Source organism: Novosphingobium sp. FG90 (assembly GCF_057808725.1).
In genome coordinates this window covers 139,551-165,916 of record NZ_JBMDIO010000002.1, presented here as the reverse complement: position 1 = coordinate 165,916, position 26,366 = coordinate 139,551, and the positions used below count along the sequence as shown (strand labels likewise).

General features: G+C 65.3%; 30 protein-coding genes. 20 read left to right on the top strand and 10 right to left on the bottom strand.

Going from position 1 to position 26,366, the window contains the following annotated elements; genetic code table 11:
- Positions 1 to 24: 24 nt before the first annotated feature.
- Both def and recR read right to left on the bottom strand, forming a co-directional pair.
- Positions 25 to 594, bottom strand: a complete 570-nt coding sequence (gene def / locus ACODRZ_RS02395) for a peptide deformylase (RefSeq protein WP_488970767.1) — start codon at positions 592 to 594, stop codon at positions 25 to 27.
- A 123-nt stretch (positions 595 to 717) separates the two neighbouring features.
- Complete coding sequence (gene recR / locus ACODRZ_RS02390) at positions 718 to 1,314, bottom strand: recombination mediator RecR (protein ID WP_488970768.1); 597 nt, start codon at positions 1,312 to 1,314, stop codon at positions 718 to 720.
- A gap of 60 nt (positions 1,315 to 1,374) precedes the next feature.
- Here recR and fmt point away from each other — a divergent pair, with 60 nt between their 5' ends.
- Positions 1,375 to 2,289: a methionyl-tRNA formyltransferase gene (gene fmt / locus ACODRZ_RS02385; protein ID WP_488970769.1), complete on the top strand. Its 915-nt coding sequence runs from the start codon at positions 1,375 to 1,377 to the stop codon at positions 2,287 to 2,289.
- Positions 2,290 to 2,291: 2 nt separating this feature from the next.
- On the opposite strand, the gene ACODRZ_RS02380 is transcribed toward fmt, so the two are convergent.
- Positions 2,292 to 2,816 carry a cupin domain-containing protein gene (locus ACODRZ_RS02380; RefSeq protein WP_488970770.1) on the bottom strand — a complete coding sequence of 175 codons (525 nt, stop codon included), beginning with the start codon at positions 2,814 to 2,816 and terminating at the stop codon, positions 2,292 to 2,294.
- Between the two features lie 105 nt (positions 2,817 to 2,921).
- Between ACODRZ_RS02380 and truA the strand changes: the two genes are divergently transcribed.
- Positions 2,922 to 3,668, top strand: coding sequence for a tRNA pseudouridine(38-40) synthase TruA (truA, locus tag ACODRZ_RS02375; protein ID WP_488970771.1), 747 nt, complete (start codon positions 2,922 to 2,924; stop codon positions 3,666 to 3,668).
- A gap of 3 nt (positions 3,669 to 3,671) precedes the next feature.
- On the opposite strand, the gene ACODRZ_RS02370 is transcribed toward truA, so the two are convergent.
- From ACODRZ_RS02370 to ACODRZ_RS02360, 3 genes are all read right to left on the bottom strand, one after another.
- Positions 3,672 to 4,118, bottom strand: coding sequence for a globin domain-containing protein (locus ACODRZ_RS02370; protein ID WP_488970772.1), 447 nt, complete (start codon positions 4,116 to 4,118; stop codon positions 3,672 to 3,674).
- A 127-nt stretch (positions 4,119 to 4,245) separates the two neighbouring features.
- On the bottom strand, positions 4,246 to 5,235 hold the full coding sequence (gene cobS / locus ACODRZ_RS02365) for a cobaltochelatase subunit CobS (protein ID WP_488970773.1): 990 nt from the start codon (positions 5,233 to 5,235) through the stop codon (positions 4,246 to 4,248).
- Positions 5,236 to 5,298: 63 nt separating this feature from the next.
- On the bottom strand, positions 5,299 to 6,015 hold the full coding sequence (locus tag ACODRZ_RS02360; RefSeq protein ID WP_488970774.1) for a winged helix-turn-helix transcriptional regulator: 717 nt from the start codon (positions 6,013 to 6,015) through the stop codon (positions 5,299 to 5,301).
- A 70-nt stretch (positions 6,016 to 6,085) separates the two neighbouring features.
- Here ACODRZ_RS02360 and ACODRZ_RS02355 point away from each other — a divergent pair, with 70 nt between their 5' ends.
- From ACODRZ_RS02355 to ACODRZ_RS02320, 8 genes are all read left to right on the top strand, one after another.
- Positions 6,086 to 6,514, top strand: a complete 429-nt coding sequence (locus ACODRZ_RS02355; protein ID WP_488970775.1) for a VOC family protein — start codon at positions 6,086 to 6,088, stop codon at positions 6,512 to 6,514.
- Between the two features lie 28 nt (positions 6,515 to 6,542).
- Positions 6,543 to 7,229, top strand: a complete 687-nt coding sequence (locus ACODRZ_RS02350) for a glutathione S-transferase family protein (protein ID WP_488970776.1) — start codon at positions 6,543 to 6,545, stop codon at positions 7,227 to 7,229.
- A 1-nt stretch (position 7,230) separates the two neighbouring features.
- Positions 7,231 to 7,602 carry a DUF1428 domain-containing protein gene (locus ACODRZ_RS02345; RefSeq protein WP_008829484.1) on the top strand — a complete coding sequence of 124 codons (372 nt, stop codon included), beginning with the start codon at positions 7,231 to 7,233 and terminating at the stop codon, positions 7,600 to 7,602.
- Between the two features lie 3 nt (positions 7,603 to 7,605).
- The gene (locus ACODRZ_RS02340; protein WP_488970777.1) at positions 7,606 to 8,418 is read left to right on the top strand and encodes a VOC family protein; all 813 of its coding nucleotides are present in this window, start codon (positions 7,606 to 7,608) and stop codon (positions 8,416 to 8,418) included.
- A gap of 71 nt (positions 8,419 to 8,489) precedes the next feature.
- A complete protein-coding gene (locus ACODRZ_RS02335; protein ID WP_488970778.1) occupies positions 8,490 to 9,116 on the top strand; it encodes a glutathione S-transferase family protein in 627 nt (208 codons plus the stop codon).
- Entirely contained in the window at positions 9,113 to 9,592 is a 480-nt protein-coding gene (locus ACODRZ_RS02330; protein WP_488970779.1) for a VOC family protein, read from the top strand. Before ACODRZ_RS02335 ends, ACODRZ_RS02330 begins: the two co-directional genes overlap by 4 nt.
- Positions 9,592 to 10,242, top strand: a complete 651-nt coding sequence (locus ACODRZ_RS02325) for a glutathione S-transferase family protein (protein WP_488970780.1) — start codon at positions 9,592 to 9,594, stop codon at positions 10,240 to 10,242. The genes ACODRZ_RS02330 and ACODRZ_RS02325 overlap by 1 nt, the downstream gene beginning before the upstream one ends.
- A 13-nt stretch (positions 10,243 to 10,255) precedes the next feature.
- The gene (locus ACODRZ_RS02320; RefSeq protein ID WP_488970781.1) at positions 10,256 to 10,702 is read left to right on the top strand and encodes an SRPBCC family protein; all 447 of its coding nucleotides are present in this window, start codon (positions 10,256 to 10,258) and stop codon (positions 10,700 to 10,702) included.
- A gap of 38 nt (positions 10,703 to 10,740) precedes the next feature.
- On the opposite strand, the gene ACODRZ_RS02315 is transcribed toward ACODRZ_RS02320, so the two are convergent.
- A complete protein-coding gene (locus ACODRZ_RS02315) occupies positions 10,741 to 11,178 on the bottom strand; it encodes a DnaJ domain-containing protein (RefSeq protein WP_488970782.1) in 438 nt (145 codons plus the stop codon).
- 193 nt (positions 11,179 to 11,371) lie between these two features.
- On the opposite strand from ACODRZ_RS02315, the gene ACODRZ_RS02310 reads away from it, so the two are divergent.
- The 9 genes from ACODRZ_RS02310 (at position 11,372) to ACODRZ_RS02270 (ending at position 19,911) form a co-directional block, all read left to right on the top strand.
- Positions 11,372 to 11,644 carry a BolA family protein gene (locus tag ACODRZ_RS02310; protein ID WP_488970783.1) on the top strand — a complete coding sequence of 91 codons (273 nt, stop codon included), beginning with the start codon at positions 11,372 to 11,374 and terminating at the stop codon, positions 11,642 to 11,644.
- A 147-nt stretch (positions 11,645 to 11,791) separates the two neighbouring features.
- Entirely contained in the window at positions 11,792 to 12,445 is a 654-nt protein-coding gene (gene hisG, locus ACODRZ_RS02305) for an ATP phosphoribosyltransferase (RefSeq protein WP_488970784.1), read from the top strand.
- Positions 12,445 to 13,734, top strand: coding sequence for a histidinol dehydrogenase (gene hisD / locus ACODRZ_RS02300; RefSeq protein ID WP_488970785.1), 1,290 nt, complete (start codon positions 12,445 to 12,447; stop codon positions 13,732 to 13,734). The genes hisG and hisD overlap by 1 nt, the downstream gene beginning before the upstream one ends.
- Positions 13,731 to 14,174 carry a transcription antitermination factor NusB gene (gene nusB / locus ACODRZ_RS02295; protein ID WP_488970786.1) on the top strand — a complete coding sequence of 148 codons (444 nt, stop codon included), beginning with the start codon at positions 13,731 to 13,733 and terminating at the stop codon, positions 14,172 to 14,174. The genes hisD and nusB overlap by 4 nt, the downstream gene beginning before the upstream one ends.
- A gap of 77 nt (positions 14,175 to 14,251) precedes the next feature.
- Positions 14,252 to 15,211 (top strand): thiamine-phosphate kinase, encoded by a 960-nt coding sequence (thiL, locus tag ACODRZ_RS02290; RefSeq protein WP_488970787.1) that lies wholly within the window; start codon positions 14,252 to 14,254, stop codon positions 15,209 to 15,211.
- 136 nt (positions 15,212 to 15,347) lie between these two features.
- Positions 15,348 to 17,441, top strand: coding sequence for a sodium-translocating pyrophosphatase (locus tag ACODRZ_RS02285; protein ID WP_488970788.1), 2,094 nt, complete (start codon positions 15,348 to 15,350; stop codon positions 17,439 to 17,441).
- Positions 17,442 to 17,565: 124 nt separating this feature from the next.
- The gene (locus ACODRZ_RS02280) at positions 17,566 to 18,738 is read left to right on the top strand and encodes a GNAT family N-acetyltransferase (RefSeq protein ID WP_488970789.1); all 1,173 of its coding nucleotides are present in this window, start codon (positions 17,566 to 17,568) and stop codon (positions 18,736 to 18,738) included.
- A complete protein-coding gene (locus ACODRZ_RS02275; protein ID WP_488970790.1) occupies positions 18,735 to 19,595 on the top strand; it encodes a transcriptional regulator in 861 nt (286 codons plus the stop codon). Before ACODRZ_RS02280 ends, ACODRZ_RS02275 begins: the two co-directional genes overlap by 4 nt.
- Before the next feature lie 97 nt (positions 19,596 to 19,692).
- A complete protein-coding gene (locus ACODRZ_RS02270; protein ID WP_488970791.1) occupies positions 19,693 to 19,911 on the top strand; it encodes a DUF2061 domain-containing protein in 219 nt (72 codons plus the stop codon).
- A 6-nt stretch (positions 19,912 to 19,917) separates the two neighbouring features.
- On the opposite strand, the gene ACODRZ_RS02265 is transcribed toward ACODRZ_RS02270, so the two are convergent.
- The 3 genes from ACODRZ_RS02265 to ACODRZ_RS02255 form a co-directional block, all read right to left on the bottom strand.
- Positions 19,918 to 20,532 carry a hypothetical protein gene (locus ACODRZ_RS02265; protein WP_488970792.1) on the bottom strand — a complete coding sequence of 205 codons (615 nt, stop codon included), beginning with the start codon at positions 20,530 to 20,532 and terminating at the stop codon, positions 19,918 to 19,920.
- Between the two features lie 105 nt (positions 20,533 to 20,637).
- A complete protein-coding gene (gene uvrC / locus ACODRZ_RS02260) occupies positions 20,638 to 22,581 on the bottom strand; it encodes an excinuclease ABC subunit UvrC (protein ID WP_488970793.1) in 1,944 nt (647 codons plus the stop codon).
- A gap of 62 nt (positions 22,582 to 22,643) precedes the next feature.
- Entirely contained in the window at positions 22,644 to 25,754 is a 3,111-nt protein-coding gene (locus tag ACODRZ_RS02255; RefSeq protein WP_488970794.1) for a TonB-dependent receptor, read from the bottom strand.
- Positions 25,755 to 26,111: 357 nt separating this feature from the next.
- On the opposite strand from ACODRZ_RS02255, the gene infA reads away from it, so the two are divergent.
- Positions 26,112 to 26,363, top strand: a complete 252-nt coding sequence (gene infA, locus ACODRZ_RS02250; protein WP_008832182.1) for a translation initiation factor IF-1 — start codon at positions 26,112 to 26,114, stop codon at positions 26,361 to 26,363.
- Positions 26,364 to 26,366 lie beyond the last annotated feature (3 nt).

The window sequence follows — 26,366 nt, the reverse complement described above, 5'->3', positions numbered from 1 at the left end:
GGGACGCGGAACGCCCTCGGAAAATCAGGCGGCCTTGCGCAGCTTTTCAAGCTTCTTGAGAGCCATCTGGCGCTTGAGGCGCGAGAGATGGTCGATGAAGAGGATGCCTTCGAGGTGGTCCATCTCATGCTGCAGGCAGATCGCCATCAGGCCATCCATCGCCTCTTCGTGCACGGCGCCGTCGAGGTCCTGCCAGCGGGCACGGATGGTCGAGGGACGTTCCACGTCCGCGAAGATCTCAGGCACCGAAAGGCAGCCTTCCTGATAGACGATATGGTCTTCGGAAGGATCGAGGATCTCGGGGTTGATGAAGATCCGCGGTTCCTTCTTCGTCGGCTGGTGCGTGTGGTGGTGGCCACCATGCGCAGTGCAGACTTCAGGCTCGGCGTCCTCGTCATCGGGCTGGAGGTCGATCACCAGCACGCGCAGCGGCACGCCGACCTGAATCGCCGCAAGACCGATGCCGGGGGCATCGTACATCGTCTCGAACATGTCCTCGACGAGCGTCCTGAGCTCATCGTCGAACTTTTCGACAGGGACGGACACCTGCTTGAGGCGCGGATCGGGAACTTCGAGGATTTCGCGGATAGCCATTTGCGCCAGATAATCGCGAAACCGCGATTTCGCAAGGATCAGGCGCCGATCAGAATAATCGCCCGCAACAACCGACTGAACAATCGGCTGAACAATCGCCTGGGCAACCGCGCAGCAATCGCTTCAGGCGACCGGGCGGCGCGCGCGTATGGCCTGCGCCAGCGTGCCCTCGTCCAGATAGTCGAGTTCGCCACCGACCGGCAGGCCGTGGGCAAGCTGCGTCACCCGGACGGGAAAACCTTCCAGACGCTCGGCGATGTAATGCGCGGTCGTCTGGCCTTCCAGAGTCGCGTTCATCGCAAGGAGGACTTCGTCGATCCCGCCTTCCCCGATCCGGCGCAGCAGACCGTCGATGGCGAGGTCTTCGGGACGAACGCCGTCCAGAGCCGAGAGGCGCCCGCCGAGCACATGGTATCGGCCGGTGAACAGCCGCGCGCGGTCGAGCGCCCAGAGGTCCGCGACTTCCTCGACAACGCAGATCGAGCGCGCATCGCGGCGCGCGTCGGCGCAGATGCCGCAAGGATCGGTGGTATCGACGTTGCCGCAAGTCCGACACTCGACCAGTGCCTCGCGCACGGCGTCGAGCGCCTCCAGAAGTTGCACCAGCGCGGTTTCGCGCCGCTTGATCAACCAGAGCACGGCACGGCGCGCCGAGCGCGGGCCGAGGCCGGGCAGGCGCGACAGGGCTGCGGTCAGCGTCTCGATCTCTTGCGATGCCATGGATCGGGAGATAGGGCCTGCGCCTGATCTTAGAAAGCCCGCTCAGGAGTTCCCCACATCATGCGTATCATCTTCATGGGAACGCCCGATTTTGCCGTCCCCGCACTGGTGGCGCTGGTCGAGGCGGGACACGAGGTCGTGGCCGCCTACACCCAGCCTCCGCGCCCCGGTGGACGGCGTGGCAAGGAGCTTACCCCTTCGCCGGTGCATCGCGAGGCACAGGCGCGCGGTATCGAAGTTCGCCATCCGGTGTCACTCAAGGGAGCGGACGAGCAGGCGGCCTTCGCCGCGCTGGACGCAGATGTGGCAGTCGTCGCGGCCTATGGGCTGATCCTGCCGCAGGCGGTGCTTGACGCACCGCGTCTCGGTTGCCTCAACATCCATGCCTCGATCCTGCCGCGCTGGCGCGGTGCCGCACCGATCCAGCGGGCGATCCTCGCCGGCGACCCGACGACCGGGATCACCATCATGCAGATGGAAGCCGGGCTCGACACCGGACCGATGCTGGCAACGCTGCGCACCACGATCAATCTGAAGACGGCCGGGGAACTGACCTGCGAACTTGCCGACAAGGGCGCGCGACTGCTGGTCGGAACGCTGCGCGACTTCGCCGTGCACCGCGCGGTGAAGCAGCCGGAGGACGGGGTGACTTACGCCCGCAAGATCGACAAGGTCGAAGCGCGACTCGAATTCACGGCCAGCGCAGTTGATGTGGAGCGACAGGTGCGCGCTTTCATGCCCGCACCCGGTGCATTCTTCGAACTGGACGGCGAACGCTACAAGGTGCTGGCCGCCCGGATCGTCGAGGGCAGTGTAACCGGAGAGCCGGGACGCACGCTGGACGACGCCCTGACGATCGCGTGCGGCGATCAGGCGCTTCAGGTCACGCGAATCCAGCGCGCGGGCAAGCCGGCCATGGACGTGGCGGACCTGCTTCGCGGGCGGCCGATCCCGGCAGACACGCAACTGGGCTGAGTTCAGACCTTCTCCGGCATCCGGCGCAGCGGCGGCGCTTCGTCAGCCCACCGGGCATGGCCTTCGCGCAACGTCGCGGCAGTTTTCTCCCACGCGCTGAGCGGCTTGTCCCTGACGCGGATGTTGAAGCGGTCGGTCGTGCGGAATTCGAGGACTTCCGCGCCTTCCGGCCCGGCAGTGTACGCATAGGGCACTTCGGCCCCGACGTAGAAGCCGTCACCCGCCGCCAGTGTCTCCGTGCCCATCCGGATCGAGCCGGCGACGATGTAATAGAGGCAATCGCAGTCGTGGCTGTGGAGCGGCAGCGGAAACCCGCTCTTCACCCATAACCGCGCCAGGCTCATATCCTCGCGGCGATAGGGAACGTCGGCATATTCCCCCCTCACCTGCATCGCCTCCATTAGCAGCGGCTGGGCGGCAGCAAGATTGGGCGTATCGCCTTCGTAAGTCATGCAATCGCACTCTTCCAGCGCGGGGGCATCGGCGCCGCGGAAGATCTGGAAGCGGGGCTCTTTCTTCTCGGCCATGACAGGCTCCTTTCCCGATCGACGGATGGTGCCACCGACATGACGGCGCGCCAAGTGCCTCAACACCATTGCACGCCGCCGCCAGTCCTGTATCGGCTGGGCGAAATGACCCGATTTGCGCTTACTCTCGAATTCGACGGCGGCCCGTTCATGGGGCTGCAGCGCCAGTCGCACGGCCCCTCTGTGCAGCAATCGGTTGAGGATGCCGCCTTCGCAGTCACCGGCGAGCGCGCCATCATGCACGCAGCCGGGCGCACCGATGCCGGAGTCCACGCGCTCGGAATGCGCGCGCATATCGATATCGCGAAGCCGTTCGAGGCGTACAAGCTGCTGGGAGCGCTCAACGACAGGCTGCGCCCCCATCCGATCGCGGTCCTGTCATGCGAGGTCGTCCCGGACGACTGGCACGCGCGCTTTTCCTGCGTCGGCCGCGCCTATATCTACCGCATCGCCAATCGCCGCGCGCCGCTCACGCTGGAGAAAGGCAAGGCTTGGATGGTGCCCAAACCGCTCGACGCGGAGGCGATGCACCATGCCGCGCAGACGCTTGTGGGGCTGCACGATTTCACCACGTTCCGCTCCACGCATTGCCAGTCGAGTTCTCCGCTCAAGACGCTCGATCGCCTAGAGGTGCGGCGCGAGGGCGACATGGTGCTGATCGAGGCCGAGGCGCGCAGCTTCCTGCACCATCAGGTCCGCTCGATGGTCGGCTGCCTCGCGCTCGTCGGCATGGGGCGGTGGAGCGAGGAGGACCTGCGCGAGGCGCTGGAGGCGCGCGACCGCAAGCGACTTGGCCTCAACGCCCCGCCGGACGGGCTCTACTTCGTCCGGGCGATATACCCGGACGAGTAAGCCTCAGGCAGTCTGGGCTTCGTAGACTTCGCGTTCCTTGCCGATCAGGATGTCGGCAAGGAACCAGTAGGCTTCGCCCCACGCAGCCAGCACTTCGTCAGTAGCAGCATCGCCCACGACGTCGCGGATCGCCGGCAAAAGCGCTTCGGCAACAAGCGGGTAGTGCTCAGGCCGGACGCCGGTTTCCACATGGCGCTGGACCATCCGCGCAACCACCGGCGTCAGGTTCTGCAGCTTGTCCACGTTCTGCGCATAGCCGAGGATCGCCGCCGCCAGCCGGCGCGGTTGCTCGCCCGATTCCTGCGCGGCCTGATCGAACAGTGCGCGCACCTCTTCATCGACGAACAGCCGCTCGTACATGCGGGTGGTGATCGCGACGCCGTGCTCCTGCAGCACGGATGCGGTGGCCTTGACGATTGCGATGGTCTGTTCGGAAAGCGGAGCTGCCATGGATCTCACCCTTTAAAGATGCATAATATCTACATCTATAGTGATGAGAGGTGCCGCGCAAACACAAAAAAGGGCGCGCTCATCGAGCACGCCCTTTTCAGATTCATGGAAAAATCGTGGTGCCGGATCAGGCCTTGGCGACGACGCTTTCCGGAAGATCCTGCCCGAAGACACGCTGGTAGTATTCGGCCACCAGCATCCGCTCGGTCTCGTCGCACTTGTTGAGGAACGAGAGACGGAACGCGAAACCGACGTCCTTGAAGATCGCCGCGTTCTGCGCCCAGGTGATGACCGTGCGCGGGCTCATCACCGTGGAAATGTCGCCGTTCATGAAGCCCTGGCGCGAGAAGTCCGCAACCTTGACCATGTTGGCGATCACCGACTTCTCGATCTGCGGCACCTTGGCGGCAACGATACCGGTCTCGGTCGCGGCGGGCAGGTAGTTGAGCGCCACGACGAGGTTCCAGCGGTCCATCTGGCCCTGGTTGATCTGCTGGGTGCCGTGATAGAGGCCCGAAGTATCGCCAAGACCCACGGTGTTGGCGGTCGCGAACAGGCGGAAGTGCTTGTCCGGGCGGATCACCCGGTTCTGGTCGAGGAGGGTCAGCTTGCCCTCGGTTTCGAGGATGCGCTGGATCACGAACATCACGTCCGGACGTCCCGCGTCGTATTCGTCGAACACCAGCGCGACCGGGTGCTGCAGCGCCCAGGGCAGCAGACCCTCGCGGAACTCGGTCACCTGCATGCCGCCGCGCAGGACGATGGCGTCGCGGCCGATCAGGTCGATGCGGCTGATGTGGGCGTCGAGGTTGATGCGGATGCACGGCCACTTGAGGCGCGCCGCGACCTGCTCGATGTGCGTCGACTTGCCGGTGCCGTGGTAGCCCTGCACCATGACGCGGCGGTTGTAGGCGAATCCCGCAAGGATCGCGAGCGTGGTGTCCGGATCGAACACGTAAGTCTCGTCAAGGTCGGGCACGCGCTCGTCGGCCACGGAGAAGGCTGGAACCTTCATGTCGATATCGATCCCGAAGGTCTCGCGCACGTCGAGTTCGATGTCGGGAGCGGCCAGCACGGTGGCGTCGCGATTCTCGGTCTGGATCTTGCTGTCAGTCATTGCAGGCACTCGCGTAAAGGAGGCGGCGCTGCATCGCAATAAGCTTTGGGCGACTTCGTGCGCTCAACTCGCGCATTTGGGAGGGAGGCTGAACAGATCGACGAAGCGCTGGACCAGCGACGCATCGCCCTCGATCCGCAGTGCCTGAACCTCTTCGCGCGGCCACTTGCCGTAGAATACCGCAAGGAATGGGAAGCCGCCCTCGGCCGCGAAGACCAGATCGGGTTCCACATCGCCGTCGCCGGACGGACGGATGGCCAGTTCGGCCTGCACCAACCGCCCGGTGAATTTCCTGAGCCCCACCTCGAAGCTCACCGTCAGCGCCAGATCGCCGATCCGCTCGGGATGGATCATCGTGCGCAACGAGAGCATCAGCGAGACTGGCGTGATCGGCAGCGTGGGGTCGTGGAGCGTCGAGCGCACCGCCCATCGCCCCAGTTCCTGCATCACCGGCTCCAGCGCCAGCCCCCATTCGGTGAGTCGATAGACCTGCACCGAAGCGGGCAGCGGCAACACTTCACGCGCGACGATGCCCGTCCCTTCGAGGCTCTCCAGCCGCTCGGTCAGAGTCTTGGCGCTCAGGCCCGGCAATTCGGCGCGGATCTCGGAGAAACGGCGCGGTCCGAGCATCATCTCGCGTATGATCGGTAGCGACCAGCGTTCGCCGATCAGTTCCATCGCGAAGGCCGCCCCGCAGGCATCGCCATACCAGCGGCCATGTGCGCGTTTCACACTGTCCGTCGTGCTTTCCGAACGTATGGTTTCTTTTTGTGACTTCATGGTTGCATTTAGTTACCACTAGGGTCAGGTTCGGGCAAGAGGCGATTCGCCCTTCTGAAGGAGAGAGCAGATGGCACGCATGATCTTCGTGAACCTCCCCGTCACCGATCTGGAGCGCTCCAAGGCGTTCTACACCGCGCTCGGCTTCACCAACGAGCCGCGCTTCACCGACGACACGGCGGCCTGCATGGTGTGGTCGGAAGCCATCTTCGTGATGATCCTGACGCACGACAAATGGCGCACCTTCACCGACCGCCCGATCCCCGACACCGGCTCCAGCGAAGTGGCGCTCTGCCTTGCATGTGAAAACAAGGAAGAGGCCGCAGAGATGAAGGCCAAGGCTGCGGCGGCAGGCGGCACGCCCGACATCAATCCGCCACAGGACTATGGCTTCATGGTCAGCCACGCCTTCACCGACCTCGACGGCCACGTCTGGGAGACGATGTGGATGGACCCTGCCGCCGCCTCGGGGGAAATGGAAATCCCAACCACGGCGTGACATAAGGAAACGGGAGAGGGAGAAGACGATGCCTATCGATCCGACCTCACAGATTGAAATCACCGCTTTCGAATGGGTGCCGTCCTTCGCGCAGGGGCAGGTACGCGACTTGCGCCCGCGCTGGGCCTGCGAGGAATACGCCTTGCCCTACAAGGTACGCCTGATCAGCGCGATCGAGCGTCCCGAATGGTACTATGACGACCAGCCTTGGGGGCAAGTGCCCTTCGTCCGTGACGGCAACGTGGGGATATTCGAAAGCGGCGCCACGCTGATCCATCTCGCCGAGAAGGCGGCCGCACTGCCTCCGACCGGCTCGCAGGAACGGGCAAAAGTCCTGAGCTGGCTGCTCGGCGCGTTCAACTCGATCGAGCCTTTCGTGATGGAGTTCGTCAACTGCACGTTTTTCTCGCGCAAGGAGGACTGGGCACCGCTGCGCCGCCCTTCCCTGACTGCCGCGCTGGAAGGCCGCCTCAAGCGCCTCGAGACGGCGCTGGGGGATAGCGAGTGGCTGGCCGGGGATTTCTCGATCGCGGACATAGCGATGGTGACGATCCTGCGCGCCATCCCTGACCCGACCGTGCTTGCGCCGACGCCCTCGCTCGCGGCGTATGTCGAGCGCGGCACGGCTCGCCCGGCGTTCCAGCGCGCGCTGGAAGCGCAACTCGCGCCATTCGCGGAGCACGATCCCAAGAATAAAGCCAAGGAAGGAGTCTGACATGACCTACGTTGAAGGTTTCGTGATCGCCGTCCCCAAGGCGAACAAGGACAAGTTCATCGCTCACGCCGAGATGGGCGACGCGGTCTTCATGGAGCACGGCGCCACCCGCGTCCTCGAATGCTGGCAGGACGACGTGCCCGAAGGCAAGCAGACTGACTTCTTCCGCGCGGTGGAATGCAAGGAGGACGAGGCGGTGGTTTTCTCTTGGATCGAATGGCCCGACAAGGCGACCCGCGAAAAGGGCATGGCGGCGGTCATGGACGCGATGAACACCGACCCGCGCATGGACCCGGAGAAGAACCCCATGCCCTTCGACGGCATGCGCATGATCTACGGTGGCTTCCAGCCCGTCGTCACGCTGGGAGGCTGAGCCATGGGCAACCCTGTAGGCAGCTTCATCTGGTATGAGCTGATGACCAGCGATTCCGACGCCGCATCCGCGTTCTACGGCAGCGTCGTCGGCTGGAAGATCGGCGCCAACGTCATGCCGCAAGCGGGCATGGACTACCGCATGATCGAGCGCATCGATGGCGGCGGCGCGGGCTGCGGCTATACCGGCGGCGTCTTCGCACTCGACGACGAGATGATCGGCCAGGGCGCGAAGCCCGGCTGGATGGGCTACATCTACGTTCCCGACGTCGATTCCAAAGTGGCCGAGATCACGGCCGAGGGCGGCTCCGTCCACGTCCCCGCGACGACCATGGAAGGCGTCGGCCGCTTCGCCATGGTGACCGATCCGCAGGGCGCGGCGTTCTACGTTATGACGCCGGAGCCGCCCGCCGACGATCCCGACGCCACCAGCGACGTGTTCAGCGTGGACAAGCCGCAGACGGTGCGCTGGAACGAACTCGTGACGCCGGACGACGATGCCGCGGTAGCCTTCTACACCAGGCACTTCGGTTGGACCCAGCAGGGTGCGATGCCGATGGGACCGCTCGGCGACTACCGTTTCCTCCAACTGGAGGACGTGCAGATCGGCGCGGTGATGAAGCAGGCCGATTTCATGCCGGTTCCGGGCTGGACCTACTACATCGGCGTGGACGATATTGACCGCGCGCTGACCGCAGTAAAAGACGGCGGCGGCAAGCCTATGGGCGATCCGCAGCAGATCCCCACCGGCGAATATACCGTCCACGCCTTCGATCCGCAGGGTGCCTACTTCGGCCTCGTCGGACCGCGCAGATAACCGGGCGGGCGGTGATTGACGCCGCCCATTCGTTCCATCAATGTTCCACCCTCATCTAAGGGAGAATCCCGATGGCCGACTACACCTTCTTCACCAACCCGATGTCGCGCGGACAGATCGCCCGCTGGGCGCTGCACGAGGCCGGGGCGGACTACGAACAGGTTCTCATCGACTGGAAGGACAAGCCCGCCGCGTTCCTAGACGCCAACCCGATGGCCAAGGTGCCGACGCTGATCCACCATGCCGACGACGGCGACCGGGTGATCACTGAAGCCGCCGCGATCTGCCTCTATCTCGCCGAGATGAACCCGGAAGCGCACCTGCTCCCCAACGACGGCGAGATGGCGGACTACTATCGCTGGACCTTCTTCGCCTCCGGCCCGATCGAGCAGGCGATCACCTCGCGCGCGCTCAAGTTCGAGCCGACCCCGCAGCAGGAGATGATGGCGGGCTGGGGCAGCTTCGAGCGCACCCTCGCCGCGATCGAGGAAAAGCTGGCCGAGGACGACTGGGTCTGCGGCACACGGTTCACTATGGCCGACGTCTATGTCGGCAGCGCGATCGACTGGGGCATGACCTTCGGCATCATCCCGCCGCTGCCCCCGCTCGTCGCCTATGCCGAACGCTGCCAGGAGCGCCCTGCCTACCGCACGGCCAAGGGCATCGACGGCAAGCTGATAGAGGAGATGAAGAAATGACGGCCAAGAACCGGATCTGCCTCTGGTACGACGGCACCGCCGAGGACGCCGCGAACTTCTACGCCACCGTATTCCCAGACACCCGCGTCGATTCCGTACAGCGTGCGCCAACGGACTATCCGGACGGGAAGGAAGGTAACGTCCTCGTCGTCGAGTTCACGGTGATGGGGATCGAGTGCATCGGCCTCAACGGCGGCCCGCAGTTCCCGCAGTCGGAGGCGTTCTCGTTCCAGGTCGCCACCGACACCCAGGAGGAGACCGACCGCTACTGGAACGCCATCGTCGGCAACCGCGGGGCGGAAAGCATGTGCGGCTGGTGCAAGGACAAGTGGGGCCTCAACTGGCAGATCACCCCGCGCGCGCTCACCGATGCCATGGCGAACCCTGATCGCGCCGCAGCCAAGCGGGCGATGGAAGCGATGATGACGATGCGCAAGATCGACATCGCCGCGATCGAGGCGGCGGCGAAAGGCTGATGCTAGCTCTCTACGGCCACCCCTTCTCGTCCTACACCTGGAAGGCGCAGATCGCTCTGCTGGGATCGGGGCTGGAGCATGAGTTCCGCATCGTCGACGGCGATCACCTCGATCACGGCAGGATCGTCGCCATGGCCGGACCAGCGGGCAAGTTCCCGGTCCTGCAGGACGGCCAGAACCTGATCTTCGAGGCGACCTCGATCATCGAGCACCTGCAACTGCATCATGTCGAACCGGATGTCTTGCTGCCCTCCGATGCCGAAGCGGCGATTGGCGTCAGGATGCTTGACCGGGTGTTCGACAATTACGTCATGGGCAACATGCAGGAGGTCGTGAACGAATACATTCGCGATGCCGCAAAGCCAGACATGACCCGCATCGGCGAAGCGCGCGAACGGCTGGAACGCAGTTACGCATGGCTTGAGGGCTGGCTTCAGTACTACCCGGCGCAAGGCCAAGTGACGCTGATCGAGTGCGCGGCCGCGCCTTCGCTGTTCTACGCCGACTGGGTGCATCCCGTCGCCGAGACATTCCCGCACCTGAAGGAATGGCGCGCCCATCTGCTCGCCCTGCCACCCGTCAGCGCCTGCGTCGAGGCCGCCCGCCCCTACCGCGCGTTCTTCCCTCTGGGCGCGCCTGACAGAGACTGAAAGGAGAGGATTGATGAGCAACGAACTGTCCGTCACGCGCCATATCGCCGCGCCGCCTGCTAAAGTTTGGGATGTCATGGTCAATCGCCAGAACGAATGGTGGTGCCCTACTCCATGGCGCGCTGAGGTCGACGAACAGGACAGGCGCCCCGGTGGCGTCTGCAAGATGACCATGTATGGTCCCGACGGCGAAGTCATGCCTCAGAACGGCATCTACCTCGCCTACGACGAGGGCCGTCGCTTCGTTTCCACAGATGCCATCGTGGACGATTGCCAGCCGAGCGGCCCCTTCATGATCGGCATCTGGGAAATCGCGCCCGAAGGCGAAGGGACTCGTTACACCGCCACCGCCCGCCACTGGAGCGCGGAAACCTGCAAGCAGCACGAGGACATGGGCTTTACCGATGGCTGGGGCGCATGCGCTGACCAGTTGGCGGCGATCTGCGAAGGCGAAGGCTGAGCCTGCATCGTCCCGGACCTGATCCGGGACGAAAGTTCTTACCCGAAAGCCGCCGCGTTTTTCAGCAACTGATACGCCTCGACCACACCCTGCAAGCGGGCGGCATGGCTGTGATCACCGCCGTTATGATCGGGGTGATACTGCCGCAGCAGTCGCGTGTACCGGAGACGCAGCGTCTTGCGGTCGATATCGCCATCCAGCCCGAGCAACTCCAGCGCCCGCCTTTCGTTCGGCGTGAACCGCGCATTCTCAGGTTTCAGATCGGCCTGCCGCCGCTTCACATGCGCCCGCGCCCGTGCCTGTATCGCCTCCAGCGGGTCGGAGAAGTTCGCCCAGTGCGGCGCGTTGTCCACGCCGGCATCGGGGCGAAACGCACGGTTCTGCGTCTCCCAACCGTAAAGCGGCGACTGGGCGCGCATGATCTCCTCGGCTTCCATGCCTTCGAAGTAATCGTAGCCCGAATTGAACTGGCGCACATGCTCGAGGCAGAACCAGCGGTAGTCGCCCGGCCCGTCAAATCCCGAGGGGCGACCGCCCGGTGCACGGAACTCACCTGCCTCCCGGCAACCCGGCCAGGTGCACTCGCGCCCCGTCGATTCGAACCTTCCATGAAATCTATGCTGTCTCACCGGCTTTCAGATGGGACATCGATCGCCTAAATGGAACCCCATGTCCGGACCACTCGAACAGGAAATGCGGCAGTTGCTGACCGCCGCCTTCGCCCCCACGTCGCTCGACGTCGTCAACGATTCCGCCAGCCACAGCGGCCACATGGGCGATGACGGCAGCGGCGAATCGCACTTCACGATCCTGATCGAGAGCCCGCAGTTCGCCGGTGTCTCGCGCTTGCAGCGCCAGCGACTGGTCAACGCGGCGCTGGGCGACATTCCCGGCAATCGCGTGCATGCGGTAGCCATCAAGGCCAGCGCGCCGGGGGAGTAAGCGCGCAAGCTCGTAGACATGCGCCCGTCATCCCAGCGAAGGCTGGGATGACGGGGTTTCGTTGGGATGACGGCGTTTTGCATCGCCGTTCACTCAGGGCAAACACCCCAGTTGCCCTTTCAGCGCCGCCCGACTAAGGCGCGCACCATGCCGACACCTTTGACTTTCGCCGTGCCCAAGGGCCGAATCCTCGACGAAGCGCTGCCGCTGATGGCGCGCGCCGGTGTGATTCCCGAGGCGGAATTCCATGACAAGAAGTCGCGCGCGCTCTCCTTCGCCTGTGAAAACAGCGACATGCGCCTCATTCGCGTGCGCGCTTTCGATGTGGCGACCTTCGTTGCGCATGGCGCCGCACAAGTCGGCATCGTCGGCTCTGACGTGGTGGAGGAGTTCGCCTACTCCGATCTCTACGCGCCCGTGGACCTGAACATCGGCCACTGCCGCCTCTCGGTCGCCGAAAAGGTGGGCGAAACCGGCGGCACGCTGCCATCGCACCTGCGCATCGCCAGCAAGTACCCCAACCTCACCCGCCGCCACTTCGAGAAGCTGGGCGTGCAAGCAGAGGTGGTGAAGCTGAACGGCGCGATGGAACTGGCCCCCTGCCTCGGCCTGTCGAGCCGGATCGTCGACCTCGTCTCCACCGGCCGCACGCTCAAGGAGAACGGGCTCGTCGAAACGAGCCGCATTCTCGACATTTCCGCGCGCCTGATCGTCAATCGCGCCGCCCTCAAGACCGACGAGCGCGTTGCCGCGCTGGTCGAGGCGTTCCGCGCGCTGGTTGCCGGGAAGGAAGCTGCCTGATGCTGCGCCTGTCCAGCACGGACGCCGGTTTCGCGGAGGCCTTCACGCGCGTCGTCTCCGACCGCCGCGAGAGCGCGGTGGACGTGGCCGCTGACGTCGCCGCGATCCTCCGGGACGTGCGCAAGCGTGGTGATGCCGCATTGGCTGAACTCACCACGAAATTTGACGGCCACGATCTCGACCAGACTGGCTGGAACGTCGATGCCGCTACCTGCAAGGCCGCCTTCGACGCGCTCGCCCCTAATCTTCGCTCGGCGCTGGAACTCGCGGCGGAGCGCATCCGCGCCTATCACACCGCGCAGCTGCCCGAGAATCGTGACTACACCGACGCCGCCGGTGTGCGCCTTGGCGCGACATGGAACGCGGTGGACGCGGCCGGCCTCTACGTTCCCGGCGGGCGAGCGGCCTATCCGTCCTCGCTGCTGATGAACGCGATACCCGCCAAGGTTGCGGGCGTGGAGCGTCTGGTCGTCGTCACCCCAACACCCAAGGGCGAGGTCAATCCGCTCGTCCTCGCCGCCGCGCACCTTGCGGGCGTGGACGAAGTGTGGCGCGTGGGCGGTGCCCATGCTGTCGGCGCGCTGGCCTATGGCACCGACCGCATCGCCCCCGTCGATGTCGTGACCGGCCCCGGCAATGCCTGGGTGGCCGAGGCCAAGCGCCAGCTCTACGGCGTGGTCGGCATCGACATGGTGGCGGGACCGAGCGAAATCCTCGTCATCGCCGATGCGAGGAACGAGCCGCGCCGCATCGCCGCCGACCTGCTCAGCCAGGCCGAGCACGATCCGACCTCGCAGTCGATCCTGATCACCGACGACGCGGCTTATGCCGACGCCGTAGCCGAAGCAGTCGAACTTGAACTCGGCGCGCTCGCCACCGAGAAGACCGCGCGCGAAAGCTGGAACGTCAACGGCGTCATCATCGACGTCGCCAGCTTCGACGAAGCCCCCGCCCTCGCCAATGCGCTGGCGGCCGAACATGTCGAGATCGCCACCGACGATCCCGAAAGCCTGATGCGTCGGATCCGCCACGCCGGTTCGGTGTTCCTCGGCCGCATGACCCCCGAGGCGGTCGGCGATTACGTCGCAGGGCCGAACCACGTGCTGCCTACCGGGCGCCGGGCGCGGTTCTCCTCGGGGCTATCCGTCCTCGATTTCATGAAGCGCACCAGCTTCATCCAGCTCGACGCTGCGGCGCTGGAGGCCGTCGGCCCCGCCGCCGTCGCCCTTGCCGAAGCCGAAGGGCTTCCCGCGCACGCGCGCTCCATTTCCGTAAGGCTGAACTCATGAGCAATTCCAAGCAGAAGCGCGCCGCCGCGCGCCTCGCCGCCGTCCAGGCACTGTACCAGTTCGACATGGAGGGCACCCCGATGGCCTCCCTGCTCGACGAATTCCACCGCCACCGCCTTGGCATGGAGATCGACGAGGCGCAGTTCGCGCAGGCCGAAGTCGCGTTCTTCGACGACGTCGTGAAGGGCACCATTGCCCGCCGCGACGAGATCGACGAACTGCTCGCCTCCAAGCTGACCGAGGGCTGGTCGCTTGGCCGTCTCGACAAGACGATGCTGCAGATCATGCGCGCGGGCGCCTACGAACTGCTGGCCCGCGCCGACATTCCTACCGGCGCCGCGATCAGCGAGTACCTCGACGTGTGCCACGCCTTCTTCGACCCGCGCGAGGCGAAGTTCCTCAACGGCGTGCTCGATTCGGTGGCGAAGTCGGTCCGCTAAAGCGTTTTCTAATCAGATGGGATCATCCTGATGACTCGGAAAACGCAACCGACAAGTAACGCAGGCATGATCCCCGGATGACCGGCGAGCATGCCTTCATCCACGCCCTGCGCGCGATCGCCACTGATCCGGCCGCGCGCAGGTTGGCAGACGACGCAGCCGTGCTCCAGATCGGTGGGGAGGCGCTGGTCCTCACGATGGATACCGTTGTCGAGGGCGTCCATTACCTGCCCGGCGATCCGCCGGCGGACATCGCGTGGAAGCTGGTGGCGGTAAACGTCTCCGACCTTTCCGCCAAGGGCGCGACGCCGGTCGGTTGCCTCTATTCGCACGCGCTGGGTGATGCCGGGTGGGACACCGCGTTCCTCGCCGGGCTGGACGAGGCCTGCCGCCGCTTCGCCATCCCGCTGTTGGGCGGCGACACCGTGCGCATGCCCGATGGCGCAGCCCGCAGCTTTTCCCTCACCGCTCTCGGCACCGGGCAAAAGCATTACCCCGTGCCCTCGCGTAGCGCCGCAAAGCCCGGCGACCGGGTGTGGGTGAGCGGGACCATCGGTGACGCCGGACTTGGCCTTGCTGCCGCACTGGGTCGGCTTGAAGGCCCGGAAGCCGCCATCTCGGCGCTTCTCGCACGCTATCGGCGCCCCTCGCCCGAGCCCCTGCTCGGCGAGGCGCTTGCTCCGCTGGTCCGTGCAATGATGGATGTCTCCGACGGGCTACTCGTGGACGCCTCGCGCATGGCCGAGGCGAGCGGTGTGGGCATTGCACTCGACGCCGCGGCCGTGCCCCTTTCCCCAGCACTGGTCGCCATTGCCGGGAAAACGGTAGACGCGCGAATGGCCGCGATGACGGCCGGGGACGACTACGAACTGCTGTTTACCGCACCACCAGAGCATACCGCGCGCATCCTCGAAGCAGCCAGCGCGCTGGACCGGCAGGTCACGCCGATCGGCTCGGTGAACGATGGGTCTGGCCTGTCCCTGTCGCTTGATGGCAGGCTGCTGCCGCTGCCCGAGCGCCTCGGCTACCAGCACTAAGCTGGCAGCTGCCCCCTTCAAGATTGCAAGCGGTACGGAGTCATCCCCGCTTGCCACCTATTCGGCTTGTCTATAGCCCTAGTCGTCGCGAGCGGGAAAACCCGCCGCTACAACATATTGGGAAGGGGACGTCTTCGTGGATCCAGTCACGATTTCAATAGTCCTGGGGCTTCTTGCCATCATTTATGGCATCATCACCAGTCGCCAGGTGCTCAGTTCTCCCGCAGGCTCCGAAAAGATGCAGGAGATTGCCGCCGCCATTCAGGAGGGGGCGCAAGCCTACCTGAAGAGGCAGTATTCCACCATCGCCGTGGTCGGCGTGATCGTCGCGGTCATCCTCGCCTTCACGCTCGGGGCCATTTCTGCCACCGGTTTCGTGATCGGCGCGATCCTGTCGGGCCTGGCCGGGTTCATCGGGATGAACATCTCGGTACGCGCGAACGTCCGTACCGCCGCAGCCGCGCAGAAAGGTCTGCAGGACGGCCTGACGCTGGCGTTCCGCGCGGGTGCCATCACCGGCATGCTGGTGGCCGGTCTCGCGCTGCTCGCGATCGCGGTGTTCTACTGGTATCTTACCGGCCCCGCCGGACATACCGTGGGCGCAGAGGACCGCACCGTGGTCGAGGCGCTGACCGCCCTCGCCTTCGGCGCCTCGCTGATCTCGATCTTCGCGCGTCTGGGCGGTGGCATCTTCACCAAGGCGGCAGACGTCGGCGCCGATCTGGTCGGCAAGGTGGAAGCCGGCATTCCCGAGGACGATCCCCGCAACCCCGCCGTCATCGCCGACAACGTGGGCGACAATGTCGGCGACTGCGCCGGCATGGCTGCCGATCTATTCGAGACTTACGTAGTAACGGTCGGCGCGACGATGGTGCTGACCGCACTGCTGCTCAAGGGTACAGACAGCCTATCCATGATGATGGCCCTGCCGCTGCTCATTGGCGGCGTCTGCATCGTCACCTCGATCATAGGCACATACTTCGTGCGTCTCGGCGGTTCGAAGAACATCATGGGGGCCATGTACAAGGGCTTCCTGGTGACAGCGGTGCTGTCGATCCCGGCGATCTGGTGGGCCGTCTCCCATGCCCTCGGCGATATGAAGGCCGTCATCCCGGGGGCCGACTTCAACGGGCGCACACTGTTCTACTGCGCGCTCGTCGGTCTGGCCATCACCGGACTAATCATCTGGATCACCGAATACTATACCGGGACCGATTACCGTCCGGTCCGCTCGATCGCCAAGGCTTCCGTCACCGGGCACGGGACCAACGTGATCCAGGGCCTCGCGATCAGTCTCGAGGCGACGGCGCTCCCGACCATCGTGATCGTCGCGGGCATCATCATCGCCTACCAGCTGGCAGGACTGCTGGGGATCGCCTATGCCGCCACCGCGATGCTGGCGCTGGCCGGCATGGTCGTGGCGCTGGACGCCTATGGTCCGGTGACCGACAATGCAGGCGGCATCGCCGAGATGGCAGGCCTCGACGACGCGGTGCGCGAAAAGACCGATGCGCTCGACGCCGTGGGAAACACCACTAAGGCCGTCACCAAGGGGTATGCCATCGGCTCGGCCGGCCTCGCCGCGCTGGTGCTGTTCGCGGCGTACACCACCGACTTGCGTGAGTTCTTCCCCTTGCTGGACGTCGATTTCAGCCTGGAGAACCCATACGTCATCGTCGGACTGCTGCTCGGCGCACTGTTGCCATACCTGTTCGGCGCGATGGGCATGACCGCCGTGGGCCGCGCCGCAGGCGATGTGGTCGTCGACGTGCGCGAACAGTTCCGCGAGAAACCGGGCATCATGACTTACGCGGAAAAGCCCGATTACGCGCGCACGGTCGATCTCGTCACCAAGGCGGCAATCAAGGAAATGATCGTGCCTTCGCTGCTGCCCGTGCTCGCACCGATCGTCGTCTACTACCTGATCGGCTGGGTCGCCGGGCCGGAGAACGGCTTTGCGGCGCTCGGGGCACTGCTGCTGGGCGTGATCGTCAGCGGGCTCTTCGTGGCGCTGTCGATGACTTCTGGCGGCGGTGCATGGGACAACGCCAAGAAGTTCATCGAGGACGGCAATCACGGCGGCAAGGGGTCGGAAGCGCACAAGGCCGCCGTCACCGGCGACACCGTGGGTGATCCCTACAAGGACACCGCCGGGCCTGCCGTGAACCCGATGATCAAGATCACCAACATCGTCGCGCTGCTGCTGCTTGCTGCAATGGCTGCGGGATAAAGGGGCGAGCGCCGTGCGGGTCACGATCCCGTACGGCGCCAGGCCGTTAGCGTTTCCTTGATTTCTGCCCGCTAGGCCAAGCCACGAACGCGAAACGTTCCGGAAACAGGGATTCGCTCTGCAAGTGGCTGGCGAGGCACACCGCAAATACGCTTCCTCGGCGCTCGTCGCCGATGATGTCGCTGCGTGCTCGCCGTCGGGCGACCTCGTGGCCCTGCCCTGGCGTGCTCTGGAGAGCGAGGTCGATGCCTGGGATCGGCTCGCGCGCAATGCCAGCGAGCCCAACCCTTTTTTCGAAAGCTGGTATCTTCTCCCGTCGCTGCGCCACCTTCCCGAAACGGAGAGCGTAACCATCCTGCGATACGAGCAGGACGGCCGACTGGCGGGGCTTCTGCCGGTCGTCCACTCCCCCCGCTACTATCGCTGGCCGGTTCCGCAACTGTCGAGCTGGCTGCACGCCAACTGCTTTTGCGGCGTGCCGCTGGTCGCGACAGGCGCAGAAGTGCCATTCTGGCAGGCCGTGCTGCGCTGGGCGGATGCACGGCCGGGTTCGGCGCTGTTCATGCACTTGCGCGGCATGATCCTGGACGGCCCGCTGCACGCCGCTCTGGAAGCCGTGGCAGCCCAGGACGGGCGACAGGTCGAGACAGTCCACCGCGAGGCCCGTGCGATGCTCGCCTCCGACCAGTCGCCGGATGCGTATCTGGAAGGCGCCCTGTCAGGCAAGAAGCGCAAGGAACTGCGGCGTCAGGCCAATCGCCTGGCGGAGGAAGGCGCTCTGAACTTCGAGCACCGCACCGACGAAGGGGACGTGGCGCAGTGGTGCGCTGATTTCCTGGCGCTGGAAGCGGCGGGCTGGAAAGGCCAGGCGCGCTCTGCCCTGGCAAGTTCCGAAGCGACGGAGCGCATGTTCCAGGAAAGTCTGGAAGGCGCCTCCGCGCGGGGAAGACTCGAACGGCTGTCCCTCATGCTGGATGGACGTCCCATCGCGATGCTCGCCACGTTTCTCACCGCGCCGGGCGCCTATTCATACAAGACCGCGTTCGACGAGACCTATGCGCGCTTTTCGCCGGGCGTGCTGCTCCAGCGCGAGAACCTTGCCATGCTGGATCGTCCCGATATCGCCTGGACCGACAGCTGCGCCAGCGCCGATCACCCGATGATCGACCACCTCTGGCGCGAGCGCCGGGGGATCGGGCGGCTCTCCATCGCCATCGGCGGGCGTCTGCGCCGCGCCGCCTTCCGTCAGTTCGTGCGCGCGGAAACCGCACGCCATCCCGCCGGACACAAACCATGATCGCGCCTGCTCCACTCCACCCCGGCTCTGTGTTTTCGACTGCCTCGCGCGGCGTTTTCGCATCGAACTACCCGGAAACCCCGCATAAACTGCTTCACGCCCTTGGCGCGCATCCGCTCATGGAACTGGAGGCTCTCGCCCGGTTGGCGGAGGGGCTTCCTGCTGCCTCGGTCGAATACAATGCCAGCGACCAGCCCATCGGCCTCGAAGGCAAGCCCGCCCCAACCGGCATTCCAATCGGCGAAACCATCCGCCACATCGAGACGACCCGCTCGTGGGCCGTGCTCAAGAACGTCGAACAGGACCCCGCTTATGCGGCCCTGCTCGCCGCGCTTCTGCAGGAAATCCGGCCGGCCATCGAAGCGCGCACCGGCCGCATGCTCAAGACGCAGGCCTTCGTCTTCGTGACCAGCGCCGGAGGTGTCACGCCCTATCACTTCGACCCCGAACACAACATCCTGATGCAAGTACGCGGGTGCAAGGTGATGACGCAGTTCCCTGCGGGCGACCCTAGCTTCGCACCGGACGAGGTGCACGAAACCTACCACACCGGCGGCGGCCGCGAGTTGAAATGGCGTGACGACATGCTCCAGGGTGGTCGTGAGTACCCGTTAGGGCCGGGTGAGGCGCTTTACGTGCCGGTGATGGCTCCGCATTTCGTCCGCAACGGATCGGAACCATCCGTCTCTCTCTCGATAACCTGGCGGTCGGAATGGAGCTTTGCGGAAGCCGACGCGCGGGCGTTCAACGGGTTGCTGCGTCGCTGTGGCCTGAAGCCCACCGCACCGGGCCGCTGGCCGACAAGGAACCACATGAAGGCGACAGGCTGGCGCATCGCCCGCAAGCTGGGGTTGTGAACCCCCGCCATCGTTCCCTCCGATCACTGTAGCGAAAATCGCCGGTTTATTATTGCGATCAATTCGCATTAACACGGGTGTCTGAAAGGACCGCCCGATGACCCGCGATTTCGCCAAGACCTTCAGCTTCCTGTCCCTGCACTTGATGGTGGGCTTCGCAGTCGCCTATCTTGTTACCGGATCGGTCAAGATGGCGGGCGGGATCGCGTTGATCGAACCCATGGTGAACGCAGTAGTGTTCTTCTTTCACGAGCGTGCATGGCAAGGCGGCGCATCTTTCACCGGCATACTGACGCACCGCCACGCTGCCGGCTGACAAAGTTCAAAAGCGTCGGGTCGTTTCCTTGCGCAAGTCATGAACCCGCCCGCCGCGATGCTCGATCACCGGGCTGAAATTCTCCGGCTCATTGACGAGATCGTCGAATAGCGCGCGATAGTGGATCATCGCCCGGCGCAATTCCTCTGTCCCCGCCTCGCCGCGCGCATGGCTGGCGGCGATGTGATGGCCGGTACGATAATGCGCGACGACCTCTCCATGATCGACCGACAGGTCCTCGTAGCGCTGGTCGAAATCCGCCACCGGATAGCCGCGGGCGTTCATCACGTCGGCAAGCAGCACATCGGCCCGTTGTACCGCTCCGGCAGGGTCATCTACGAACTGGGCTTGCACCTCCAGCCAGGCGCGGACGAAGACCTCGCGCTGTGCGGGCTGCAAAGCGTGAATATCGAAACCCTCGACGCGCTTCCGGCGCTCGTCGAGTACGGTCTCGGCCTTGTGCGTACTGCCTGACTGATCAACGGTACGATCGTACTCGTCACCAAAGCGATCGCGCAGGCGGGCCGAATGGCGCCTGCGCATGACCGTTACCGCCATGCCGGCAATGATGGCCAGCACGACAAGCCCGGTGGCTATGGCGAGCGGACTAAGTGTAACCACGTTGAATCTCCCGTTTCCCACCTCCGTCCTACGGAAACTTGAACCGGGGAGATGACCTTCAGTTGCGCGGTCCGCCGCAGGTGACGCGCCGGTCGTCTTTTTCGGTCAGCCGTTCGGGTGATAGAAATCGTAGATCGTCTGCGCGACCGCGACGCTGACGCCCGGCGCGCGGCGCAGGTCGTCCAGGCTTGCCGCGCGCACCTTGCTCGCGGTGCCAAAGTGCAGCAGCAGCGCGCGCTTGCGGGCCGGGCCGATACCGGGAATCTCGTCCAGCGGGCTGGCGGTGATCGCGCGGCTGCGCTTGGCGCGGTGGGCGCCGATGACGAAGCGATGGACCTCGTCGCGCAGGCGCTGGAGGTGGAACAGCACCGGCGAGTTCACCGGCAGCATCTTCTCGCGCCCGTCAGGGAAGTGGAACACCTCGCGCCCCTCGCGCCCGTGATGCGGCCCCTTGGCGATGGCGATGAGGTTGACGTCCTCGATGCCGAGTTCCTCCAGCGCGTCCTTCACCGCGTTCATCTGGCCCTTGCCGCCGTCGATCAGGACGAGATCGGGCCAGGTGCCGCCGGTGCGCTCGGGGTCTTCCTCCTGCACGCGGCCGAAGCGGCGGGTCATGACCTCGCGCATCATCGCGTAGTCGTCGTCGGTCTGCGCGGACTTGATGTTGAACTTGCGGTACTGGCTGGTCTGGAAGCCCTCCGGCCCCGCCACTACCATCGCGCCCAGCGCCTTGGTGCCCGAGATATGGCTGTTGTCGTAGACTTCCACCCGCTGCGGCAGGTCCGGCAGTTCGAGGAAGTCGGCCATCTCGCGCCAGACTTTCGCCTGCGTGCCGCGCTCGGCCTGGCGGCGGTCGAGCGCTTCCACCGCGTTGCGCGTGGCCTGCATCATCAGGTTACGGCGGTTGCCGCGCTGGGGGACGGAGATCTCCACCTTGCCGCCCGCGCTCTCGCGCAGGGCTTCGGCGATGAGGTCGGCCTCGGGCAGTTCGCGGTCTACCAGGATGCAGCGTGCGGGCGGCACTTCCTCGTAGAACTGCGCGAGGAACGCCTGCATCACCTCTTCCTCGCTCAGCCCCTCGGTGTGGGTCGGGAAGAAGGCGCGGTGGCCCCAGTTCTGGCCGCCGCGGATGAAGAAGGCCTGCACGCCGACCTGCCCGCTCTTGCTGGCCATCGCGAAGATGTCGGCATTGTCGAGCCCTTCCGCGTTGATCGCCTGGCTGCCCTGGATGAAGGTCGCCGCGCGCAGGCGGTCGCGCAGCATCGCCGCGCGCTCGAAGTCGAGGTCGGCGGCGGCTTCGGCCATCTGCGCCTCGATCTTGCGCTGCACCGCGTTGGACTTGCCGCCGAGGAAGTCCTTCGCTTCCTGCACCAGCTCCTTGTAGCCCGCCTCGTCGATGCGATCGACGCAAGGGGCCGAGCAGCGCTTGATCTGGTAGAGCAGGCAAGGCCGGTCGCGCCGGGCGAAGAAGCTGTCGGTGCAGCTGCGCAGCAGGAACAGCTTCTGCAGCGCGTTGATCGTGGTGTTCACCGAACCAGCGCTGGCGAAGGGGCCATAGTAATTGCCCTTCATCCGCCGCGCGCCGCGATGCTTCATGATGCGCGGGAACTCGTGGTCGGTGCGCAGCAGGATGAAAGGGAACGACTTGTCGTCACGCAAAAGCACGTTGTACGCGGGCCGGAAGCGCTTGATGAGCTGCGCTTCCAGCAGCAGCGCCTCGGCTTCCGAATTGGTCGTGACGATCGTCATCGAGCGCGTCTGGCTGACCATGCGCTGCAGGCGGCCGGGCAGGCGCTCCCACTGGGTGTAGTTGGCGACGCGGTTCCTCAGCACCCGCGCCTTTCCGACATAGAGCACGTCGCCGCGCGCGTCCTGCATGCGGTAAACGCCGGGCTTAGCGGGCAGCGTGCGCACCGTATCGCGGATGACCTCCACGCCCGCCTGCAGGTCGGGCTGGTCGGAACCGCGCACGGTGTAGGTCGCCCGCTCCTCATTGAAGCGTTCGAGCTGGTTGGGCTGCTCAGGAGTACCGGCTGGTGTTCTCGCCATTTTCGGCAGATAGGACATGAGTGACCGGATCGGTAGTCCCCGACCCGGCCCTATCCGCAGGATCAGAACATCTTGCGGAAATCGATCCCCAGCACGCGGCCCTGCGGCTCGCGATAGGCGCGCTGGTAGGCAATCGGGGTGCTCCCGTTCTGATCGGTAACCTTCTGGCGCGAATCCAGCAGGTTGTCCGCTCGCAGCGAAAGGCGCGATCCCTTGAGGAACGGCATCTTGGCGACGAGGTCCTCATTGCGGCCAAGATCCGCGAACAGCCGCAGCGACACGTCGAACGTGCTGCCGAACCGCAAGTCCTGACTCCCCGGAGCGCCCGAACCATCGACGCGCGCCGGGGCGTTCCATTCGGCCTTCAGGCGCAGACCGTAGCCGTTCTTGAACAGACCGCCCTCCGCCTCGATCGTGTGGCGCGGCGTGCCGCCCGCTGTGGCGGAATCGCCGCCGAGCTGATCCAGTACCGGCACGCCCGGCGCGATGAGGATCGTGTCGGTAAAGCGCCAGGTATGATAGACGGAGAGGTTCCAGCGGCTGCCGTTGCGACCACCCGGAGGGCCGAAGCCGCCGCCTCCTCCCGGACTGCCCATACCACCCGGACCACGACCGCCCTGCTCCGAGCGCGTACCGCCCGCACCACCTGCCCCGGCATTGGACGCCATCGGCGGTGGACCACCGAATGCGCCCGGCGGTGGGAACATGGGCTGCTCGCCTTCGGCGCGGGTCGTGCCGGGGGCTGGCGTCGGCGCGTTGCAGAACCGTTCGCGCAGTTCAGCCAGCCTGGCCGGATCGACCTTGCCGTCGGCACCCATGATACGCTCGCGCATACGGTCCGGCAGGCTCGCGACGTCGGGCGGACCGCTGCCGCCTGCACAGAGCGCCGTGCGGATGCGTTCGAAACGCTCCGGATCCATCGGCCCACGGCCGCCGCCCGCACCGGGCGTAGCGCCCGGTCCATCGGCGGAACAGGCCCGCTGCCTGAACTCGGCCAGCTTGGCCGCGTCGATCTTGCCGTCGGCGCCGGAGAGGCGATTGCGCAGCCCTTCGGGCAACGTCGCCGGATCGGGATCGCCGGCACCCGGCGCGCAGAGTTTCTCGCGGATCGCGGCAAAGCGCGAAGGATCGAAGTTGGGTCGTCCCGACTGGCCTGTCGCCTGGCCTGTCGCCTGCCCCCCCGCCTGTCCGCCATCGAGCACCTGGCCTCCCGCCATGGGACCGTTGGGGCCGGTGACCGACTGTACCGGCGCAGCGCTCATCCGCGCCGAGCCCCCTTCCGTTCCGCCTCTACCCGACGAAGCGGACGAACCGCCCAGGCTACCCGAAATGTTGAAGCCCCACCGCATCGACGAGGACTTCACTTCGTCGAACGTCACCGCACGCCGGTCTATGCGCGTCAGGTTGCCGTCCGCATCGCGCGTCACGCGGTCGGGGAAGGCATCCTCGATCGCCGAGGTCAGCAGCGGGAACGACTGCGTGACGTCGCTCGACCGGTTGCGGAAATATTCGACGATGAGGTTCGATCGCTGCAGGAACGGCAATTTCCACTGAGCCGAGATCTTCCAGTCGCGCTGGGTTTCCTTCTTGAGATCCGGATTGCCGCCGGTCACCGTGGTGACGAGCGCCGTGCGCGAATTGGTGAAGTCGTAGACCGCGACGTTGTACGTCTCGACGCTCGGAGCGGCGAGCTGCGTCAGCTTCGGCGCGGCCTGATCGACGATATAGCTGGCCTGCAGCATCAGAGTGCTGGTGGGCGACCAGGTCACGCCCGCGCTCCAGTCCTTGAGCGTGCCGAAGTCCGACAGGTGATCGAGCCCGCCGCTGAAGTTCAAGGTAATGTCGCCCACCGCGCCGAGGAAGTCCTCGCCCTTGCTGGTCAACGGCAGCGCGAGGTTGACGCCCCCCAGCACGTCGCCGCGCCTGAGCGTCACGTCGCCCACCGTGGTGCGCGTATCCTCGCTCATGGAGCGGTCGTAGTCGTAGCCCGCCTTCACGGTCAGGTTCGCCTCGCCCGCAGGCATGCGGAAGGGCTTGCCGGAAAGCGTGACGAGGTTCGACAGGGTCAGCTGGCGCGTCGTCGCCACGTCCACTCCGGCGCCTGGCACATCGGGCAAGGCCCCGGTGATGGAAAGCGCCCCGGAAGCGACCTCGGCCTGCAGGTCGCCGTACTGCGCCTCGCCGCGGCGGCGATCCACGCGGGTATTGTTGTCGGTATAAGTCGCATTGGCGGTGGCGCTCAGTTGCCACTCGCCGACCATCGTGCTGTAGCCCAGCCCCCCCTCGAAAGTATCGGTGATCGAGCGATTGGTCAGGGGGTCGGGCAGCGTACGGCGCAGTTCCTGGCCGTCGTAAGTCAGCGGAACGGTATCGAGCCCGGATAGCGACAGCGTGTTCGAGCGCGTATAGCCGCCCGTCACGGTGATCGCGCCGGCCAGGCCCTTTTCGCCCAGCCCTTGCGTCATCGTGCCTTCAAGCGTCAGTTCGTGGTCCTGCGCGGCAAGACTGCGGTAGCGGGCCGGATCGGGATCGCCCGCGACCTGGGAGACGCGGGATGCGTCCTGCGTCACGCCGCGCTCGGCTTCCGTCAGCATGCCCGTATTGTCGAGCTTGCCGTTGATGTTGTAGCGGCGCGGCCCGGCGATCTTGAACAGGCCGCCTTCCAGCTCGTAATTGTCGTAGCCGCCGCGCGTCGGACGATTGTACTCGCCCGACGTCGTCACCGCCTGGAACTGATCCTTGAGGATGATGTTCACGACGCGCTGGTTGGCCGAATAGCCAAAGCGCAACGCCACTTCCTCAGGCAATACTTCCACCCGGCGGATCGCCTCTGGCGGGATGCCGCGCATCTCGCGGAAGCTGGAGATGCGCTGGCCGTTGAGCAGCATGACCGGACGCCCGTCCCCACGCCCGCGACCACTTCCGGTCTGGGGGGAGATCGCGTCGAGCAGTTCCTCGATCGAACTTACGCCGTAGGAGGCGATGTCGGTCTCGTCAAAGACCTCGATGGGCTGCTGAGGCACGTCGATCGAGCCGATGACACGCGGCGCCGTGACGAGAATCTCGTTGCCGTGAACTTCCAGAGGATCGTCCGGATCCTTGTCATCATCCTTGATGACCGGCGCATTCGGTGCGTCGGCCGCCCCTTCCGCTGCCGACGCGAGCGTGGGCATGGCGAGGCACGCCACAAGGCTGATCAATGGTAAGGAACGCAAGTGCAGTCTCCGCCAACGTGCAATTGTGAAATAGTGATGTGTTCCTTCCCCTCCCGCGCTATTGCCTTGGCCTCTGGCGGACCACAAGCAGCGGCGCGGTATCATTTTGTCGCAACCGTCTTGCGCGGCGATGAACCGGTAACCTGAGCCATTGCCCGGATGATCGCGAAGGGCTTGCCGACGACACGCCTGGCGCTCCACTGGAGGCAATGCGGCCACACGATTGGCAAAAATGCCGCCAAGGCTTCCATTTTCGCGGAGTCGTGGCTATGTCGCGCCCCGATGACAAACCAGAACAACGGAAACTGATCGCCGATGGCGAAAGAAGAACTCCTCGAAATGCGCGGCCGCGTGGTCGAACTTCTCCCCAACGCGATGTTCCGCGTCGAGCTGGAGAACGGCCACGAGATCCTTGGCCACACCGCAGGCAAGATGCGCAAGAACCGCATTCGCGTGCTGGTAGGCGACGAAGTGCTCTGCGAGCTGACCCCCTACGACCTCACCAAGGGTCGCATCACCTACCGCTTCATGCCGGGCCGTGGCGGTCCGGGCCAGTTCGGGTCCTGACCT

What these genes read in the sequence shown, in the direction of transcription:
- def (WP_488970767.1), bottom strand. Translation starts at nt 594, where the DNA reads ATGGCTATCCGCGAAATCCTCGAAGTTCCCGATCCGCGCCTCAAGCAG.
- recR (WP_488970768.1), bottom strand. Translation starts at nt 1,314, where the DNA reads ATGGCATCGCAAGAGATCGAGACGCTGACCGCAGCCCTGTCGCGCCTG.
- fmt (WP_488970769.1), top strand. Translation starts at nt 1,375, where the DNA reads ATGCGTATCATCTTCATGGGAACGCCCGATTTTGCCGTCCCCGCACTG.
- ACODRZ_RS02380 (WP_488970770.1), bottom strand. Translation starts at nt 2,816, where the DNA reads ATGGCCGAGAAGAAAGAGCCCCGCTTCCAGATCTTCCGCGGCGCCGAT.
- truA (WP_488970771.1), top strand. Translation starts at nt 2,922, where the DNA reads ATGACCCGATTTGCGCTTACTCTCGAATTCGACGGCGGCCCGTTCATG.
- ACODRZ_RS02370 (WP_488970772.1), bottom strand. Translation starts at nt 4,118, where the DNA reads ATGGCAGCTCCGCTTTCCGAACAGACCATCGCAATCGTCAAGGCCACC.
- cobS (WP_488970773.1), bottom strand. Translation starts at nt 5,235, where the DNA reads ATGACTGACAGCAAGATCCAGACCGAGAATCGCGACGCCACCGTGCTG.
- ACODRZ_RS02360 (WP_488970774.1), bottom strand. Translation starts at nt 6,015, where the DNA reads ATGAAGTCACAAAAAGAAACCATACGTTCGGAAAGCACGACGGACAGT.
- ACODRZ_RS02355 (WP_488970775.1), top strand. Translation starts at nt 6,086, where the DNA reads ATGGCACGCATGATCTTCGTGAACCTCCCCGTCACCGATCTGGAGCGC.
- ACODRZ_RS02350 (WP_488970776.1), top strand. Translation starts at nt 6,543, where the DNA reads ATGCCTATCGATCCGACCTCACAGATTGAAATCACCGCTTTCGAATGG.
- ACODRZ_RS02345 (WP_008829484.1), top strand. Translation starts at nt 7,231, where the DNA reads ATGACCTACGTTGAAGGTTTCGTGATCGCCGTCCCCAAGGCGAACAAG.
- ACODRZ_RS02340 (WP_488970777.1), top strand. Translation starts at nt 7,606, where the DNA reads ATGGGCAACCCTGTAGGCAGCTTCATCTGGTATGAGCTGATGACCAGC.
- ACODRZ_RS02335 (WP_488970778.1), top strand. Translation starts at nt 8,490, where the DNA reads ATGGCCGACTACACCTTCTTCACCAACCCGATGTCGCGCGGACAGATC.
- ACODRZ_RS02330 (WP_488970779.1), top strand. Translation starts at nt 9,113, where the DNA reads ATGACGGCCAAGAACCGGATCTGCCTCTGGTACGACGGCACCGCCGAG.
- ACODRZ_RS02325 (WP_488970780.1), top strand. Translation starts at nt 9,592, where the DNA reads ATGCTAGCTCTCTACGGCCACCCCTTCTCGTCCTACACCTGGAAGGCG.
- ACODRZ_RS02320 (WP_488970781.1), top strand. Translation starts at nt 10,256, where the DNA reads ATGAGCAACGAACTGTCCGTCACGCGCCATATCGCCGCGCCGCCTGCT.
- ACODRZ_RS02310 (WP_488970783.1), top strand. Translation starts at nt 11,372, where the DNA reads ATGTCCGGACCACTCGAACAGGAAATGCGGCAGTTGCTGACCGCCGCC.
- hisG (WP_488970784.1), top strand. Translation starts at nt 11,792, where the DNA reads ATGCCGACACCTTTGACTTTCGCCGTGCCCAAGGGCCGAATCCTCGAC.
- hisD (WP_488970785.1), top strand. Translation starts at nt 12,445, where the DNA reads ATGCTGCGCCTGTCCAGCACGGACGCCGGTTTCGCGGAGGCCTTCACG.
- nusB (WP_488970786.1), top strand. Translation starts at nt 13,731, where the DNA reads ATGAGCAATTCCAAGCAGAAGCGCGCCGCCGCGCGCCTCGCCGCCGTC.
- thiL (WP_488970787.1), top strand. Translation starts at nt 14,252, where the DNA reads ATGACCGGCGAGCATGCCTTCATCCACGCCCTGCGCGCGATCGCCACT.
- ACODRZ_RS02275 (WP_488970790.1), top strand. Translation starts at nt 18,735, where the DNA reads ATGATCGCGCCTGCTCCACTCCACCCCGGCTCTGTGTTTTCGACTGCC.
- ACODRZ_RS02270 (WP_488970791.1), top strand. Translation starts at nt 19,693, where the DNA reads ATGACCCGCGATTTCGCCAAGACCTTCAGCTTCCTGTCCCTGCACTTG.
- uvrC (WP_488970793.1), bottom strand. Translation starts at nt 22,581, where the DNA reads ATGGCGAGAACACCAGCCGGTACTCCTGAGCAGCCCAACCAGCTCGAA.
- ACODRZ_RS02255 (WP_488970794.1), bottom strand. Translation starts at nt 25,754, where the DNA reads ATGCCCACGCTCGCGTCGGCAGCGGAAGGGGCGGCCGACGCACCGAAT.
- infA (WP_008832182.1), top strand. Translation starts at nt 26,112, where the DNA reads ATGGCGAAAGAAGAACTCCTCGAAATGCGCGGCCGCGTGGTCGAACTT.